This window comes from Amycolatopsis sp. NPDC051106 (genome assembly GCF_040682775.1).
In the GTDB taxonomy this organism is placed as follows: Bacteria; Actinomycetota; Actinomycetes; order Mycobacteriales; family Pseudonocardiaceae; genus Amycolatopsis.
Genome location: NZ_JBFBBQ010000021.1, coordinates 99814 through 114624, shown reverse-complemented (window position 1 = coordinate 114624; position 14811 = coordinate 99814). Strand labels below are relative to the sequence as shown.

The 14811-nt window shown below is 70.7% G+C and carries 14 protein-coding genes; 9 read left to right on the top strand and 5 right to left on the bottom strand.

What is annotated here, in order from left to right; all coding sequences use genetic code 11:
- Nucleotides 1-347: 347 nt before the first annotated feature.
- The 7 genes from murJ (at nt 348) to AB0M83_RS18670 (ending at nt 8028) form a co-directional block, all read left to right on the top strand.
- The gene (gene murJ, locus AB0M83_RS18700) at nt 348-2066 is read left to right on the top strand and encodes a murein biosynthesis integral membrane protein MurJ (RefSeq protein ID WP_364518556.1); all 1719 of its coding nucleotides are present in this window, start codon (nt 348-350) and stop codon (nt 2064-2066) included.
- A 121-nt stretch (nt 2067-2187) separates the two neighbouring features.
- Complete coding sequence (locus AB0M83_RS18695) at nt 2188-3735, top strand: protein kinase family protein (RefSeq protein ID WP_364518548.1); 1548 nt, start codon at nt 2188-2190, stop codon at nt 3733-3735.
- A gap of 31 nt (nt 3736-3766) precedes the next feature.
- Complete coding sequence (gene sigM, locus AB0M83_RS18690) at nt 3767-4390, top strand: RNA polymerase sigma factor SigM (protein ID WP_086679039.1); 624 nt, start codon at nt 3767-3769, stop codon at nt 4388-4390.
- On the top strand, nt 4387-5178 hold the full coding sequence (locus AB0M83_RS18685) for a hypothetical protein (protein WP_364518546.1): 792 nt from the start codon (nt 4387-4389) through the stop codon (nt 5176-5178). The genes sigM and AB0M83_RS18685 overlap by 4 nt, the downstream gene beginning before the upstream one ends.
- A 78-nt stretch (nt 5179-5256) precedes the next feature.
- Entirely contained in the window at nt 5257-6249 is a 993-nt protein-coding gene (gene trxB / locus AB0M83_RS18680; RefSeq protein WP_364518544.1) for a thioredoxin-disulfide reductase, read from the top strand.
- A 34-nt stretch (nt 6250-6283) separates the two neighbouring features.
- Nucleotides 6284-6607, top strand: a complete 324-nt coding sequence (gene trxA / locus AB0M83_RS18675; RefSeq protein ID WP_020642536.1) for a thioredoxin — start codon at nt 6284-6286, stop codon at nt 6605-6607.
- A 272-nt stretch (nt 6608-6879) separates the two neighbouring features.
- The gene (locus AB0M83_RS18670; RefSeq protein WP_285477675.1) at nt 6880-8028 is read left to right on the top strand and encodes an N-acetylmuramoyl-L-alanine amidase; all 1149 of its coding nucleotides are present in this window, start codon (nt 6880-6882) and stop codon (nt 8026-8028) included.
- Nucleotides 8029-8261: 233 nt separating this feature from the next.
- On the opposite strand, the gene AB0M83_RS18665 is transcribed toward AB0M83_RS18670, so the two are convergent.
- Nucleotides 8262-8906 (bottom strand): GNAT family N-acetyltransferase, encoded by a 645-nt coding sequence (locus tag AB0M83_RS18665; RefSeq protein ID WP_284743442.1) that lies wholly within the window; start codon nt 8904-8906, stop codon nt 8262-8264.
- Between the two features lie 213 nt (nt 8907-9119).
- Here AB0M83_RS18665 and AB0M83_RS18660 point away from each other — a divergent pair, with 213 nt between their 5' ends.
- On the top strand, nt 9120-10439 hold the full coding sequence (locus AB0M83_RS18660; RefSeq protein WP_364518541.1) for a PLP-dependent aminotransferase family protein: 1320 nt from the start codon (nt 9120-9122) through the stop codon (nt 10437-10439).
- 27 nt (nt 10440-10466) lie between these two features.
- Entirely contained in the window at nt 10467-11411 is a 945-nt protein-coding gene (locus AB0M83_RS18655; RefSeq protein WP_364518539.1) for a D-alanine--D-alanine ligase, read from the top strand.
- Nucleotide 11412: 1 nt separating this feature from the next.
- On the opposite strand, the gene AB0M83_RS18650 is transcribed toward AB0M83_RS18655, so the two are convergent.
- The 4 genes from AB0M83_RS18650 to rsmG form a co-directional block, all read right to left on the bottom strand.
- Nucleotides 11413-12039 (bottom strand): hypothetical protein, encoded by a 627-nt coding sequence (locus AB0M83_RS18650; RefSeq protein ID WP_364518537.1) that lies wholly within the window; start codon nt 12037-12039, stop codon nt 11413-11415.
- An 80-nt stretch (nt 12040-12119) separates the two neighbouring features.
- On the bottom strand, nt 12120-13121 hold the full coding sequence (locus AB0M83_RS18645; RefSeq protein ID WP_364518535.1) for a ParB/RepB/Spo0J family partition protein: 1002 nt from the start codon (nt 13119-13121) through the stop codon (nt 12120-12122).
- Nucleotides 13118-14062: a ParA family protein gene (locus tag AB0M83_RS18640; protein ID WP_364518533.1), complete on the bottom strand. Its 945-nt coding sequence runs from the start codon at nt 14060-14062 to the stop codon at nt 13118-13120. The genes AB0M83_RS18645 and AB0M83_RS18640 overlap by 4 nt, the downstream gene beginning before the upstream one ends.
- A 56-nt stretch (nt 14063-14118) precedes the next feature.
- Nucleotides 14119-14802 carry a 16S rRNA (guanine(527)-N(7))-methyltransferase RsmG gene (gene rsmG, locus AB0M83_RS18635; RefSeq protein WP_364518531.1) on the bottom strand — a complete coding sequence of 228 codons (684 nt, stop codon included), beginning with the start codon at nt 14800-14802 and terminating at the stop codon, nt 14119-14121.
- Between the last annotated feature and the right edge of the window lie 9 nt (nt 14803-14811).

Below are 14811 nucleotides of genomic sequence, written 5' to 3'. Positions count from 1 at the left end.
GAACCAGGGACACCCAGCTGCTGGCGCTGCAGCTGTCCTGTCCTGCCGGTGGCCCGGCGCCCACCCGCGTCCAGCCCGTGCCGCCGATCCCCGGCCCGCCGGCGCAGCCGTCGGCCCCGGGTCGGCTGCCGCAGCCCGGCCCGCCGCTGCCGCCCCCCGTGACCCCGCCGCCGGGCACCCCGGCCGCGGGCAACCCGGCTCCCGGGACGCCCCCGCCGGGCATCCCGGTGCCTCCGCGCGGACGCGGGTCCCGGCGTCCCGCGCCGGTCCGGCCGTGGCAGGACGAGGCCCAGCGCCCGCCCGACCCGGAGGCCACGCGGTTCATCCCGCGCACCGCCGGCGTCCCCATGAACTCGCGCTGGCCGGTGGCCGACCCGGACGTCATGCGCCCGTACGACGCGCTGGCCACCCAGGTCATGCCGGCGCTCAAGACGCCGCTGGTCAAGCCGGTCGAACCGGGCGCGGAAGCCCCGGCCAAGGCGCCGTCGCTGGCGAAGGCGTCCGGCCGGATGGCGATCGCGTCGCTGATCAGCCGGATCACCGGCTTCCTGTGGAAGCTGCTGCTGGTCGCCGCGATCGGCCAGGGCATCGCGAACGACTCGTTCAACGTCGCCAACACGATGCCGAACATCATCTTCGAGCTGCTGATGGGTGGCGTCCTCGCCAGCGTGGTGGTGCCGCTGCTGGTGCGCTCCCAGGACGATCCCGACGGCGGCGCGGCCTACACCCAGCGGCTCATCACGGTGGCGTTCTCGCTGCTGCTGATCGGCACGGTGGTCGCGGTGCTCGCGGCCCCGGCGTTCACCAGCCTGTACGTCGACGGCTCCGGCAAGGCCAGCTCGTCGCTGACCACGGCGTTCGCCTACCTGCTGCTGCCGGAGATCTTCTTCTACGGCGTGTTCGCGCTGCTCTCGGCGGTGCTGAACGCCAAGCAGATCTTCGGCCCGACGGCGTGGGCGCCGGTGGTCAACAACCTGGTCGTCATCTTCACGATCCTGGTCGTCTGGGTCATGCCGGGGGACATCGACACCGCGAACCCGTCGATCACCGACCCGAAGGTGCTGACGCTCGGCATCGGCGTCACGGCCGGCATCATCGCCCAGGCCATCCTGCTGGTGCCGCCGCTGCTGCGCTCGGGCTTCCGGTTCAAGTGGCGCTGGGGCATCGACAAGCAGATGAAGGAGTTCGGCGGCCTCGCGCTGTGGATCCTCGGCTACGTCGCGGTCAGCCAGGTCGGGTACACGATCAACACGCGCGTGCTGACCAGCGGTTCACCCGGTGGTGTGACCGCGTACAGCAACGCCTGGCTGCTCTTCCAGCTGCCGTACGGCGTCATCGGCGTCTCGCTGCTGACGGCGATCATGCCGCGGATGAGCCGCGCGGCCGCCGACGGCGACCACAAGAAGCTCATCGGCGACCTGTCGTACGCGTCCCGGATGTCGACGGTGCTGCTGATCCCGATCTCCGCGGTGATGACCGTGGTCGGCGGCTCGATCGGCATCGCGCTGTTCACCTTCGGCAAGGGCACGATCGACACCGCCGAGCGGCTCGGTGACGCGCTCGCCATCTCGGCGTTCGCGCTGCTGCCGTACGCGCTGGTCATGCTCCAGATGCGCGTCTTCTACGCCATGAAGGACGCCCGCACCCCGACGCTGATCATGATCGTGATGACGCTGGTCAAGGTGCCGCTGCTGTACCTGTGCCCGGTGCTGCTGTCGCCGGACAACGTCGTGCTGGGCGTCATGATGGTCAACGCGCTGACGTTCGTCGTCGGCGCGATCCTCGGCCAGGTGTGGCTCTGGGTGACGCTCGGCAACCTGCGCAGCAAGCGGGTGATCGGCGTGATCCTGTTCACGGTCGTCGCGAGCGCCCTCGGTGTCGGCGCCGCCTGGGTGGCCGGCCAGATCGTGCCGGACGCGTTCGGCCCGAAACTGGGAGCCTGGGCGAAGCTCTTCCTGCAGGGCATCGTGGGGATCGTCGTCTCGTTCGGGGTACTCATGGCGCTGAAGGTCGAAGAGCTGAAACCGGCGACTTCGAGGTTCACCCGGTTGATCAAGCGGGGGTAACGATTCCGGTACGGATGGCGACGACTCCCGCGTCGTATTCTGGGTAACCTTGGAGCGGGGAGCTAACGGGAGAGTGCGGGTGGACACGAGGCGGAGCGAACAGGCGGGGGGTGCGAACCACGTGGGCAAGGCCCAGGTCGGATCGCTGGCCCCCGGGCGTGTGGTCGGCGACGGCCGCTACCGCCTCCTCGCGCAGTTCGGCGTGGACGAGCGCGGTGACGCGCACCTTTGGCGTGCCCGTGACGGGCAGCTGAAGCGGGACGTCGCGCTGACCCTGCTGGTCGGCGACCCGGCCGACCCGGAAGCCGCGCGGCTCGCGCGGCGCACCCTCGAACGCGCGACCCACGCGTCCAAGTTCGGCCACGGCGGGGTCGCCCGCGTGCTCGACGTGCTCGCCCTCGGCAGCGGCATCACCTCCAGCGAAGGCCTGCTCGGTGTCGTCGTCGCGGAGTGGACCAAGGGCAGCGACCTGGTCGACCTCGTCGCGCAGCGGCCGGTGGCCCCGGCCGCGGCCGCGCGGATGGTGCAGGCGCTGGCCGAAGCCGTCGAACAGGCCCACCAGAACGGGCTCGTCCTCGGGCTCGACCACCCCCAGCGGCTGCGGCTGACACCGAACGGCGCGCTGAAGCTCGCGTTCCCCGGCCCGCTGCCGGAGGCGACGCTGCGCGACGACGTCAAGGCGCTCGGCGCGGTCCTCTACCTGCTGCTCACCGGCCGCTGGGCGCTGCCCGGCGGGCCGCCCGCGATCCAGCCGGCCCCGACCACGCCGCAGGGGCGCATCGTCCCGCCGCGCCAGCTCATCCCCACGGTGCCCGCCGACCTCTCGTCGCTGGCCGTCCGCACGATCGAGGACGGCGGCAACGGCGGCATCCGCACCAGCGCGGCCATCCTCCGGATGCTCGACCAGGTGGCCGAGGAAGAGGAGCGCACGCAGCTGATCAAGGCCGTCGGCGGGGAGGCCGCCGAAGCCGAAGGCACGGTCTGGACGACGAAGAAGCCGGTCAAGGACGTCGCACGGCGGCGCAAGCTCGCGCTCGGCGTCACCGTGCTGGTGGTCGCGACGGTCGTCATCCTCGCCTGGGGCGGGCTGATGCTGATCAACGTCTTCCAGGGCGACTCGAAGGCGAGCGGCCCGACGATCAACGTCGCGGCGCCGCCGGCCTCGAGCCAGCCGGCCGGGCAGCCGCCCGCGACGAGCCAGCCGGCCCCGCCGCCGTCGCCGGCCGTGGGGGCCGCGGTGAAGCCGCAGGCCGTCGCGGTCTACAACCCCGAGGGCAAGGGCGACAACACCGCGCGGGCGAAGTACGCCACCGACGACAAGCCCGAGACGCAGTGGCGGACCGAGCAGTACAAGCAGCAGTTCCCCGCCATCAAGCCGGGCGTCGGGCTCGTCGTCACCTTCAAGGACCCCATCACCCTCAGCCAGGTGAAGGTCGAGGGCGGCACGCCGGGCACCAAGGTCGAGATCCGCTCGGCGACCGAGAAGAACCCGGACTTCGCCGACACGAAGGTGGTCGGCAACGGCGACCTGAAGGACGGCGAGACGACGATCGCGCTGGCCCAGCCGGCGCAGGGTGAGTACTTCATCGTCTGGATCACCGCACTGGGTGGCGACGACGGGAAGTTCCAGACGGAAATCGCCGACCTGGCCTTCCTGCCTGCGGGGTGACGCGCCCGACAGGGTCAGTAGGCTCTTGCGGGTGACAGCTGCAGCTCCCACGGATGCGGATCTGATAGCGGCTCACGCCGCGGGGGACCCCCATGCGTTCAGCGAACTCGTCCAGCGACATCGCGACCGCATGTGGGCGGTCGCCCTGCGCACGGTCCGCGATCCGGAAGAGGCCGCGGACGCGTTGCAGGACGCGTTCATCTCGGCCTTCCGCGCCGCCGACAAGTTCCGCGCGGAGTCGCAGGTCACGACGTGGCTGCACCGGATCGTGGTGAACGCCTGCCTCGACCGGATCCGCCGCCGGCAGGCGCGCCCGACCGTGCCGCTGCCGGAAACCGGCTTCAACGAGCCCGCCACCCCGCGCGACTCGATGGCCGAGCGCGAGACCAGCCTGCTGGTGCGCGAGGCGCTCGACCAGCTGCCGGAAGACCAGCGCGCGCCGATCGTGCTCGTCGACGTCGAGGGCTACTCCGTCGCCGAGACCGCGAAGATGCTCGGCATCGCCGAAGGCACCGTGAAGAGCCGGTGCGCCCGGGGCCGCGGAAAACTCGCGAAGGTTCTCGGACACCTGCGGAACCCCGATGCGATTGCGAACGTCCCAACTCACGAAAGCAAACGGGCCGGGCGCCAGCCGGGTAGCGGGGAGGGACGATGACGGACGAAAGCCGGGGGATCGGGGGGACCGTCGGTCCGCCCTGGTCTGTCGACGTGCTCGCCGACCTCCACGCCGGCGTCCTGGACGACGCCCGGGCGGCGGAGCTGTGGCCGCTGGTCGACGCCGATCCCGAAGCGCGCGCCATCCTGGACGCCCTCGACGCCACGCAGGCCGACCTGGCCTCGCTCGCCGACGCGCCCGCCCCGCCGATGCCCGCCGAGTTCGCGGCCCGGCTGGACGCGGCACTGGCCGCCGAAGCAGCCGCCAAGTTTCCCGGGCAGCGCACGGCGCCGGCACCGCAGCAGGCCGGGAGCGGGGACGCCCAGGTGGTGGACCTCGCGGCGGCCCGGCGGCGCCGGAACAAGCGGCTCGGCTGGGCCGCCGGCGTCCTGACCGCGGCCGCGGCGGCGGTCGTCGCCGTGACGATCGCGATCCCGGGTACGTCGCAGCAGCCCGGCACCCCGAACGTCGCGGCCCCGCCGCCGTCCGGCCCGTCGGTCGGCAACGACGGCAGCGGCGCCCAGGCCCTGATCGGCAAGGCGGTCGGCGTCCGCGACTTCGGCCCGTTGCGGACCGAGGACAAGCTGGACGCGTGCATCGCGGCCGCCGGGCTCGACCCCAAGGTGCGCCCGGAGGGCATCCGCCCGGTGAACGTCGGCGGCAAGGCCGGCGTCATGATCATCCTGACCACCGGCAAGCTCGCCCAGTTCCGGCTCGTGGCCTTCGGCGCGGACTGCGGACCGGGCCATCCGGCCGTGCTGTTCGACAAGGTCGTCGGGGAGAAGTAGCGGCTGTCACCCCGGGAACACCGGCACCTACGATCGTGTTGAGCCTGGTACACGGGTCACTACGAGCGGAGGTCACGGGTGGCTGCCGAGGAAATCAGGAACCTGATCATCGTCGGGTCGGGTCCTGCCGGATACACCGCTGCCGTTTACGCGGCACGGGCCCAGCTGGAACCGCTGGTGTTCGAGGGCACGCAGTTCGGCGGCGCGCTGATGACGACGACCGAGGTCGAGAACTTCCCCGGGTTCCGCGACGGCATCATGGGTCCGGACCTGATGGAGGAGATGCGCAAGCAGGCCGAGCGCTTCGGCGCCGAGCTGCGCGCGGAGGACGTCGAGTCGCTGGAGCTGACCGGGGACGTCAAGTACGTCCACGCGAACGGCAAGCGCTACGCCGCCCGCGCGGTCATCCTCGCCATGGGTGCCGCGGCGCGGTACCTGAACGTGCCGGGTGAGCAGGAGCTGCTCGGGCGCGGTGTCTCGGCCTGTGCGACCTGTGACGGCTTCTTCTTCCGCGACCACGACATCGTGGTCGCCGGTGGTGGCGACTCGGCGATGGAGGAGGCGACCTTCCTGACGAAGTTCGCGAAGTCCGTCACGGTCGTGCACCGGCGCGACGAGTTCCGCGCGTCCAAGATCATGCTCGAGCGCGCCCGCGCGAACGAGAAGATCAAGTGGAAGCTGAACTCGCAGATCACCGGCGTGGTCGGCGACGGCAAGGTCGAAGGCCTGAAGCTGAAGGACACCAAGGACGGCTCGGAGTCGACGCTGGACGTGTCGGGCTTCTTCGTCGCGATCGGGCACGACCCCCGCAGCCAGCTGGTGCGCGGGCAGGTCGACCTGGACGAGGACGGCTACGTCGTCACCCAGGGCCGGACGTCGTTCACGAACCTCGACGGCGTCTTCGCGGCCGGCGACCTGGTGGACCGCACCTACCGGCAGGCGATCACCGCCGCGGGTTCCGGGTGCAGCGCCGCGATCGACGCGGAACGATGGCTCGCGGAGCACGGCGAGTCGGACGCCCACGAGGCGGCCGAGCTGGTCGGCGGCGGCTACGGCGCGGGCACCCACTGACTTTCCGGCTTTCGACCAACCTGAAGGAGAAACCATGTCCAACACCGTGAAGGTGACCGACGCGACGTTCGTCGATGAGGTCCTGACCAGCGAGAAGCCGGTTCTGGTCGACTTCTGGGCCACCTGGTGCGGGCCGTGCAAGATGGTCGCCCCGGTGCTCGAGGAGATCGCGGCCGAGAACGGCGAGAAGCTGACCATCGCCAAGATCGACATCGACGAGAACCCGAACACGCCGCGTGACTACCAGGTGATGTCGATCCCGACGCTGATCCTGTTCCAGGGCGGCAAGCCGGTGAAGCAGATCGTCGGGGCCAAGCCGAAGGCCGCGCTGCTGTCGGATCTCGCCGACGTCCTCTGAACCGAACCAGCCCGGCGGACCCGGGGCCTGCGGGAACCCTCCTGCGGACCCCGGGTCCGTCGCCGTTCGGGGTAATCCCGCCCATGTGGGTGAATCGAGCGTGACGGGGGCCACCGAGAGCCCACCACGATCGGGCTCTTGACCCACCTACCGGGCCTGCGCTGTCACCCAGAGTTGGCAGGGCACAATAGAGGACCTGGGTCCCTCCCAGCGAAGGTTTCTTGCCACGCACCGAGCCCCCGAATCGGTGCCCTAGGAAGAGCGAGGAGTGCATGCGGGTACTCCGCCGCGGTGACGCCGGTCCGGACGTCGCCGAGATCAGGTCCATCCTGGCCGGGATGGACCTGCTCCCGCCGGTCACCGGTACCGATGACTACGACACGTTCGACGTCGCCGTCGAGCACGCCGTGCGTGCCTTCCAGCAGCGCCGTGGGCTGATGACCGACGGCATCGTGGGTCCGGCGACCTTCCAGGCGCTCAAGGGCGCCAGCTACCACCTGGGCAGCCGCCCGCTGTCCTACATGATCGCGTCCCCGGTCCACGGAGACGACGTCTTCACGCTGCAGGAGCGGCTCACGGAGCTGGGCTTCGACGCCGGCCGCCCGGACGGCTACTTCGGCGCGGCGACCGAGCGCGCGCTCAAGACGTTCCAGCGCGACATGCGCCTGACGCCGGACGGCATGTGCGGCCCCGCGACCATCCGGGAGCTGCACCGCCTGTCCTCCCCGCGGGCCCGGGGCGGCCGCCCCGTGTTCCTGCGCGAGCAGGAGCAGGTGCGCCAGGCCGGCCCCCGCCTGCGCGGCAAGCGCATCGTGATCGACCCCGGCCACGGCGGCGACGACCTCGGCGTGGTCGCCGGCGGCCTGCGCGAGGCCGACATCGCGTGGGACCTGGCCCGCCGGCTCGAAGGCCGGATGAAGGCCACGGGCATGGAGGCGCTGATCTCCCGCGGCCCGAACCACAGCCCGACCGAGCTCGAGCGCGCCCAGTTCGCCAACGACGCGGGCGCCGACCTGTTCCTCTCGCTGCACAGCGACAAGAACCCTTCGCCGCGCGCGCAGGGCGTCGCGAGCTTCCACTTCGGCAACGGCAACGGCACGACGTCCACGGTGGGCGAGCTGCTGGCCGGCTTCATCCAGCGCGAGGTCGCGGCCCGCACGGGCCTGCAGGACAACCGCACCCACTACAAGTCGTGGGACATCTTCACCCGCACCCGCTGCCCGGCGGTCCGGGTCGAGATCGGCTACCTGACGAACCCGGACGACGCCCGCAAGCTCGGCGACCCGGCGTTCCGCGACATCGTCGCGGAAGGCATCCTGATCGCCGTCAAGCGCCTGTACCTGCTCGGCGAAGGCGACCAGCCGACGGGAACGTTCACGTTCGCCGACGTCCTGGCGCACGAGCTCGCCAAGGCCGAATAGGGCTGACCACAACCCCTAGCGGCTCACCTTCACCTGCCCCACCACCCCTGGGGACGCAGCCTGTGCGTCCCCAGGTTTTCGGGCAGTTCTCCACAGCTTGTCCACCGCTCCTATCAGCGCTCTGTGGATAACTCGGCACTTCTTCCACAGCTGTGCACACACGACGGAATCCGTCGTTTCAGGCCAGGTGGAGCTGCGGCGCAAACGTTTGCGGCCTAGTGGAGAGACGCAGCTCAGGCGCGGCCGAGACTGGGCTCGGCCGTGGTGATCGTCACCTGGCCGAGCAGCCGCTCGAGCGCCGCCTCGACGTCTTCCTTCCAGGTGATCGCGGAGCGCAGTTCCAGGCGCAGGCGCGGCCACTTCTGGTGCGGGCGGACGGTCTTGAAGCCGACGCTCTGCAGGAACGCCGCCGGCAGCACGCAGCTGTGGCCGCCGTCGGGGTCCGACTCTTCGGGACGCGCGTCGCCGAACGCCTCGATCGCGCGCACGCCGCGTTTCGTCAGGTCCTTGGCGACCGCCTGGACGAGCATCCGGCCGAGGCCGCCGCCGCGGAACTCCGGGAGCACCTGGAACGCCGTCAGCAGGACCGCATCCGCGCTCGGCGGGGACGTCGGGAAGGCCAGCGAGCGCGGGACGGCGTTCGGCGGTGCGTACAGCACGAACCCGACCGGCAACGTGTCGCTGTAGACGATGCGGCCGCAGGAACCCCACTCGAGCAGCACGCTCGAGACCCAGGCTTCCTTCTCGACCTCGGTGGCGCCGAACTCCTCGGCCTGGTTCTTCAGGTGCGGGGCCAGCTCCCAGTAAACGCACCTGCGGCAGCTCTTCGGCAGGTGCTCCAGGTTGTCCAGTGTGACGCCCACGACGCGACGTGACACCCGCGACCTCCCTGACCCCTGCGCTCCCGACGGCTGCCCGGTCGTCAAGCCGCGCGGTGGAGCAGCACGATCACGGGAGCCTGGGTCGAGGATAGGCCGATGTGACAAGCACCGAAAGGCCAGGGGTACCGGATGGGTGCACGGTTACACTCGACGGGATCTGTCGTGCCATTTACAAGCAGCCCTGTCAACCGAGCCCCGGGTGAATCGTCGATGACCGAGAACCGCCCCAGCAAGCCGCACAGCGGCCGCCAGAACCTCGACCCGCACCTCGAGCGGTACGCCGCGCGCACCGCCGGGATGACCGCCTCGGAGATCCGGGCGCTGTTCGCGGTGGCCAGCCGGCCCGAGGTGGTCTCGCTGGCCGGGGGCATGCCGAACCTGGCCGCGCTCCCGCTCGACACGCTCTCGGCGCAGGTGGCGGAGATCATCGCCGAAGACGGGCTCGTCGCCCTGCAGTACGGCTCGGCGCACGGCGTCCCGGTGCTGCGCGAGCAGATCTGCGAAATCATGGCGCTGGAAGGCATCAAGGCGCACCCGGACGACGTCGTGGTGACCGTCGGCTCCCAGATGGGCCTGGACATGGTCACGCGGCTGTTCTGCGACCCGGGTGACGTCGTGATCGCCGAAGGCCCGTCGTACGTCGGCGCGCTGGGCTCGTTCGCCGCCTACCAGGCGCAGGTCGTGCACGTGGCGATGGACGAGCACGGGCTGGTGCCGGAGCTCCTGCGCGAGGCGCTCGCGCAGACGGAAAAGGCCGGCCGCCGGGTCAAGTTCCTCTACACGATCCCGAACTTCCACAACCCGGCCGGCGTCACGCTGGCCGTCGAGCGTCGCGAAGAGATCCTCGAGATCTGCCGTGACCACAACGTCCTGGTCGTTGAAGACAACCCGTACGGGTTGCTCGGCTTCGACGGCCAGACCTACCCGGCGCTGCGCTCGACCGACCCCGACAACGTCGTGTACCTCGGCTCGTTCTCGAAGACGTTCGCCTCCGGCCTGCGCGTCGGCTGGGTGCTCGCGCCGCACGCCGTGCGCGAAAAGCTCGTCCTGGCCGCGGAGTCGGCGACGCTGTGCCCGCCGACGTTCAACCAGATGATCGTGTCGCGCTACCTGGCCACGCACGACTGGAAGGGCCAGATCAAGAAGTTCCGCGAGAACTACCGCGAGCGGCGCGACGCGATCCTCTCCGCGCTCGACCAGTACCTGCCCCCGGGCTGCTCCTGGACCAAGCCGGACGGCGGTTTCTACGTCTGGGTGACGGTGCCGGAAGGCGTCGACACGAAGGCGATGCTGCCGCGCGCGGTGACCGCGCGGGTGGCGTACGCGTCCGGAACCGGCTTCTACGCCGACGGGTTCGGCAGCCGCCAGATGCGGCTGTCCTACTGCTACCCGACGCCGGAGCGGATCCGTGAGGGCGTCCGGCGGCTGGCAGCCGTGCTGGAGTCCGAAATGGACCTGGCCCGCACCTTCGGTAACGTGGGCTCGCGCCAGATCCAGGGGCCGCAGAACCCGTCCCCGGACACGGTCTAGTTCTTACCTTCCTAAGGAGTTTCCACGGTGGTCGACCGTACCGTTGCCGTGCTCGCCGGCGGGCTTTCGCACGAACGCGACGTCTCGCTGAGGTCCGGCCGGCGGCTCTCCGCGGCGTTGAAGTCCGAGGGCCTCGGCATCGAGGAGTGGGACACCGACGCGGGGCTGCTGGAGCGCCTGCGCACCCAGCGGCCGGACGCGGTGGTCGTCGCCCTGCACGGCGGCGAGGGCGAGAACGGCTCGGTGCAGACGGTGCTGGAGATGCTGGAGGTGCCGTTCGTCGGCACCGGCTCCCAGGGCTGCCGCCGCGCGTGGGACAAGCCGACCGCGAAGGCACTCGTCGAGAACGCCGGGTTCGTAACGCCGGGCTGGGTGGTGCTGCCGCACAGCACGTTCCGCGAGCTCGGCGCCCAGGCGGTGCTCGACGCGATGGTCGAGCAGCTCGGCCTGCCGCTGATCCTCAAACCGGACCAGGGCGGCTCGGCGCTCGGCACCCAGGTCGTGCGCGAGGCGGCGGAACTGCCGGCGGCGATGGTCGGCTGCTTCGCGTACGGAGACACGGTGCTCGCCGAGCGGTTCGTGGACGGCGTCGAGGTGGCCGTGACGGTCATCGAGGGCGAGAACGGACCGGAGGCCCTCCCCGCGGTCGAGATCGTCCCGGAGAGCGGCGTGTACGACTACACGGCCCGCTACACCGCCGGCCTGACCGACTTCTTCACCCCGGCCCGGCTCGACGACGCCGCGGCCAAGGCGGCGGCCGAACTCGCCGTCGCCGCGCACCGCGTCCTCGGCCTCCGGGACATCTCGCGAACCGACGCGATCGTCGCGCCGGACGGCACGGTGCACTTCCTGGAAGTGAACCCGTCGCCGGGCCTCACCGAGACGTCGACGGTCCCGATGGCGATCGAGGCGGCGGGCAAGTCGCTCGGCACGGTCTTCGCCGAACTGATCGGGCGCGCGATCTCCCGCTGAGTCAGAGGTACGGACGGAAGTGGTCGGCCACCTGGCCGGCCACTTCTTCTGTTTTCCGGGAGCCGTCGACCTCCAGGACCCGGACGCCGAGCTCTCGCGCCCGCGCGACGGCGTCCTGCGCGAGCAGCCGATCCCGCGCGAGCCGGTTTCGCTGCGCGCGCTCCGGATCGCTGACCTTGTTCGTGACCGAGCCCGCCCGCGGCAGGGTGGCCGCCTGGTGCAGCCGGAACTCGTCGGTCGGCACCATGACGATCATCCGGCGCGGCGAGTCGAGCAGCGGCACGACCAGCTCCGGGCGCAGCCCCCAGCCTTCGGCGATCAGCGGCCGCAGCGAGTCGAGCGCGCGCAGGTCGTCGAGCGTCCACTCGAACCGCAGCGCGAAGATCTCGCGGGAGTCGGCCGCCATCTTCTCCGGCGTGCGACGGACCCAGTTCTCCTCCGGATCGCGCTCGACGGGTTCACCGCGTGCGAGCCGGCGATCGAAGTGGCCGCGCGCGTCGTGGTAGTCGTAGTGGTACGCCGTCAGCCCGTGCCGGACGGAGAGCAGCCGGGCGACCGTCGACTTCCCGGCCCACTGCCCACCCCCGATCCAGAGCGCGCGGCCGATGGTTCCGGTCGGATCCCACACGCTTCCCCCTCGTTGCTCAGCGTCGCGGCGAGGTTGGCTTTCCGCAATCATCACCGTGACGAAACACCCTGGGGTGATCCCTAATCGGTTTCCGGTGTCTGATTCGCCCCATTCGCGTCGATGATCGCGACGATGCGTTCGAGGTCGTCGACCGAGCCGAACTCGAGCGTGATCCGGCCCTTGCGGCGGCCGAGGTCCACCTTCACCCGGGTGTCGAACCGGTCCGAGAGGCGGTTCGCGAGCTCCTGCAACCCCGGCGCCTGGATCGGCTTGCGCGCCGCGGGCTTCGGCTTGGCCGGCTTCTCGCTCTTCTTGAGCGTGACGGCTTCCTCGGTCGCGCGGACCGACATGCCCTCCGCGATGATGCGCGCGGCGAGCTCTTCCTGGCTGTCGGCGTCCTCCAGCGACAGCAGCGCGCGGGCGTGGCCGGCGGACAGGACGCCCGCGGCCACCCGCCGCTGCACCGGCAGGGGAAGCTTGAGGAGCCGGATCGTGTTGGTGATGACCGGCCGGCTGCGGCCGATGCGGCTCGCCAGCTCTTCGTGCGTGACGGCGAACTCGTCGAGCAGCTGCTGGTACGCCGCCGCCTCTTCGAGCGGGTTCAGCTGGACGCGGTGGATGTTCTCCAGGAGCGCGTCGCGCAGCATCGACTCGTCGGCGGTCTGCCGGACGATCGCCGGGATCGCTTCGAGCTCCGCCTGCTGCGACGCGCGCAGCCGCCGCTCGCCCATGACGAGCTCGTACTCGTCTTCCCCGAGCTCGCGGACGACGATGGGCTGCATGAGCCCGAACTCGCGGATCGAGTGCTCGAGTTCGGAGAGCGCGTCCTCGTCGAAAACCTGACGGGGCTGCTTCGGGTTCGGCTTGATCGAGCCGACCGGGATCTCGCGGTAGACCGCGCCGGCGACCTCGCCGCCGTGCGTCTTCGCCTGACCGTTCGCCGCGAACCAGCCCTTGTCCTCGGCTGCCTTCTTCTCCGCCGCCGTCGCGTCGGCGGGCGCGGGCAGGGGGCCACCCCCGGTGGGCCCGGTCGGGATGAGGGCGGCGAGGCCGCGCCCCAGTCCTCCTCTGCGCTCGGTCATGTGGAACTACCCTTCTCCAACTGTGCGCCACGCTCGGCGATCTCCTTCGCCGCGTCGACGTAGCTCATCGCACCGCGTGAACCGGGATCGTAAGCGAGGACGGTCTGGCCGTACCCAGGCGCCTCGGACACCTTCACGCTGCGGGGGATGACCGTCTTGAGGACCGTGTCGCCGAAGTGGTTCCGCACCTCGTTCGTCACCTGGTCGGCCAGCTTGGTCCGGCCGTCGTACATGGTGAGGAGGATCGTCGAGACGCGGAGCTCGCGGTTGAGGTGCTGCTGCACGAGCTCGATGTTGCTCAGCAGCTGCCCGAGCCCTTCGAGCGCGTAGTACTCGCACTGGATCGGGATGAGCACCTCCTGCGCCGCGACCATCGCGTTGACCGTCAGGAGGCCGAGCGAGGGCGGGCAGTCGATGAAGACGTAGTCGACGCCGATCTCGTCGAGGATCTCCGAGGAGATGGCCTCCTTGAGCCGAGACTCGCGGGACGCCATCGAGACGAGCTCGATCTCGGCGCCGGCGAGGTCGATCGTCGCGGGAACGCAGAAGAGGTTGGGGGACTGCTCGGTCGGCTGGGCGGCGTCCGCGAGCGTCACCTCGCCGATGAGCACCTCGTAGATGGACGGCGTCCCGGACCGGTGGTCGACGTCGAGCGCGGTGCTCGCGTTCCCCTGCGGGTCGAGGTCGACGACGAGCGTCTTGAGCCCGTGGACGGCGAGGGCGGCGGCGAGGTTGACCGTGCTCGTGGTCTTGCCGACGCCACCCTTCTGGTTGGCGACGGTCATCACGCGACGCCGGCCGGGGCGGGGAAGCGTCCGCTCCGGGTGCAGCAGACGCGCGGCGCGGGTGGCTTCTTCAGCGATCGGGGTCCAGCCCACGTCGGGCGTGGTCTCCGTGGAGTCGGACGGCGGGGGATTCACCGGTCTCGACACCTCCTCCATATAGACGTCTGGTCGGTGGTCGAGTCGCGTCGTTTCACGTGGAACACCGCGGCTCGTTAACGCTTCCTGCTCCGCGCCTTCGGCTTGCTCGCCGTCGGGAGGCGACGGATCTTCACGACCGTGCTGGGGACCTCTAGTACTGCGGCACCGCATTCGACGATCAGCGGGTCGGCCCCGCCGGCCTTGCTGATGGCGGCGCCGTCCCGCTCGATCTCGTCCGCCGCGCTGGCACCCTTGAGGGCAACCAGGAAGCCGCCGGACCGGACGAGCGGCAGGCACCAGTCCGCGAGCCGGGCGAGCGGGGCGACCGCGCGAGCGGTGACGATGTCCGCGCCACCGAGCTGCTCACGCACAGGCCGCTCCTCCGCGCGTCCACGGACGATGGTGATCGGGAGTTCCAGTTTCTCGGCCACCTCGGCCAGCCAGTCCACCCGGCGGGCCATCGGTTCGAGCAAGACGATATCGAGGTCCGGCCGCGCGATCGCGAGCGGTACTCCCGGAAGCCCGGCACCCGACCCGACATCGACGACGCGGGCGCCCTCCGGGATCTGCTCACCGATGACGGCGGAGTTGAGGACGTGCCGCTCCCACAGCCGCTCGACCTCCCGCGGTCCGATCAGCCCGCGCTCGACTCCATGACGTTCCAGGAGTTCGACGTACCCGGCGGCCCGGTCCACGTGCTCACCGAACACCCGACCTGCCGCGGTCCGCACCGCCACCGCAGCCTGATCCAAGCTCACTCCGTCTAC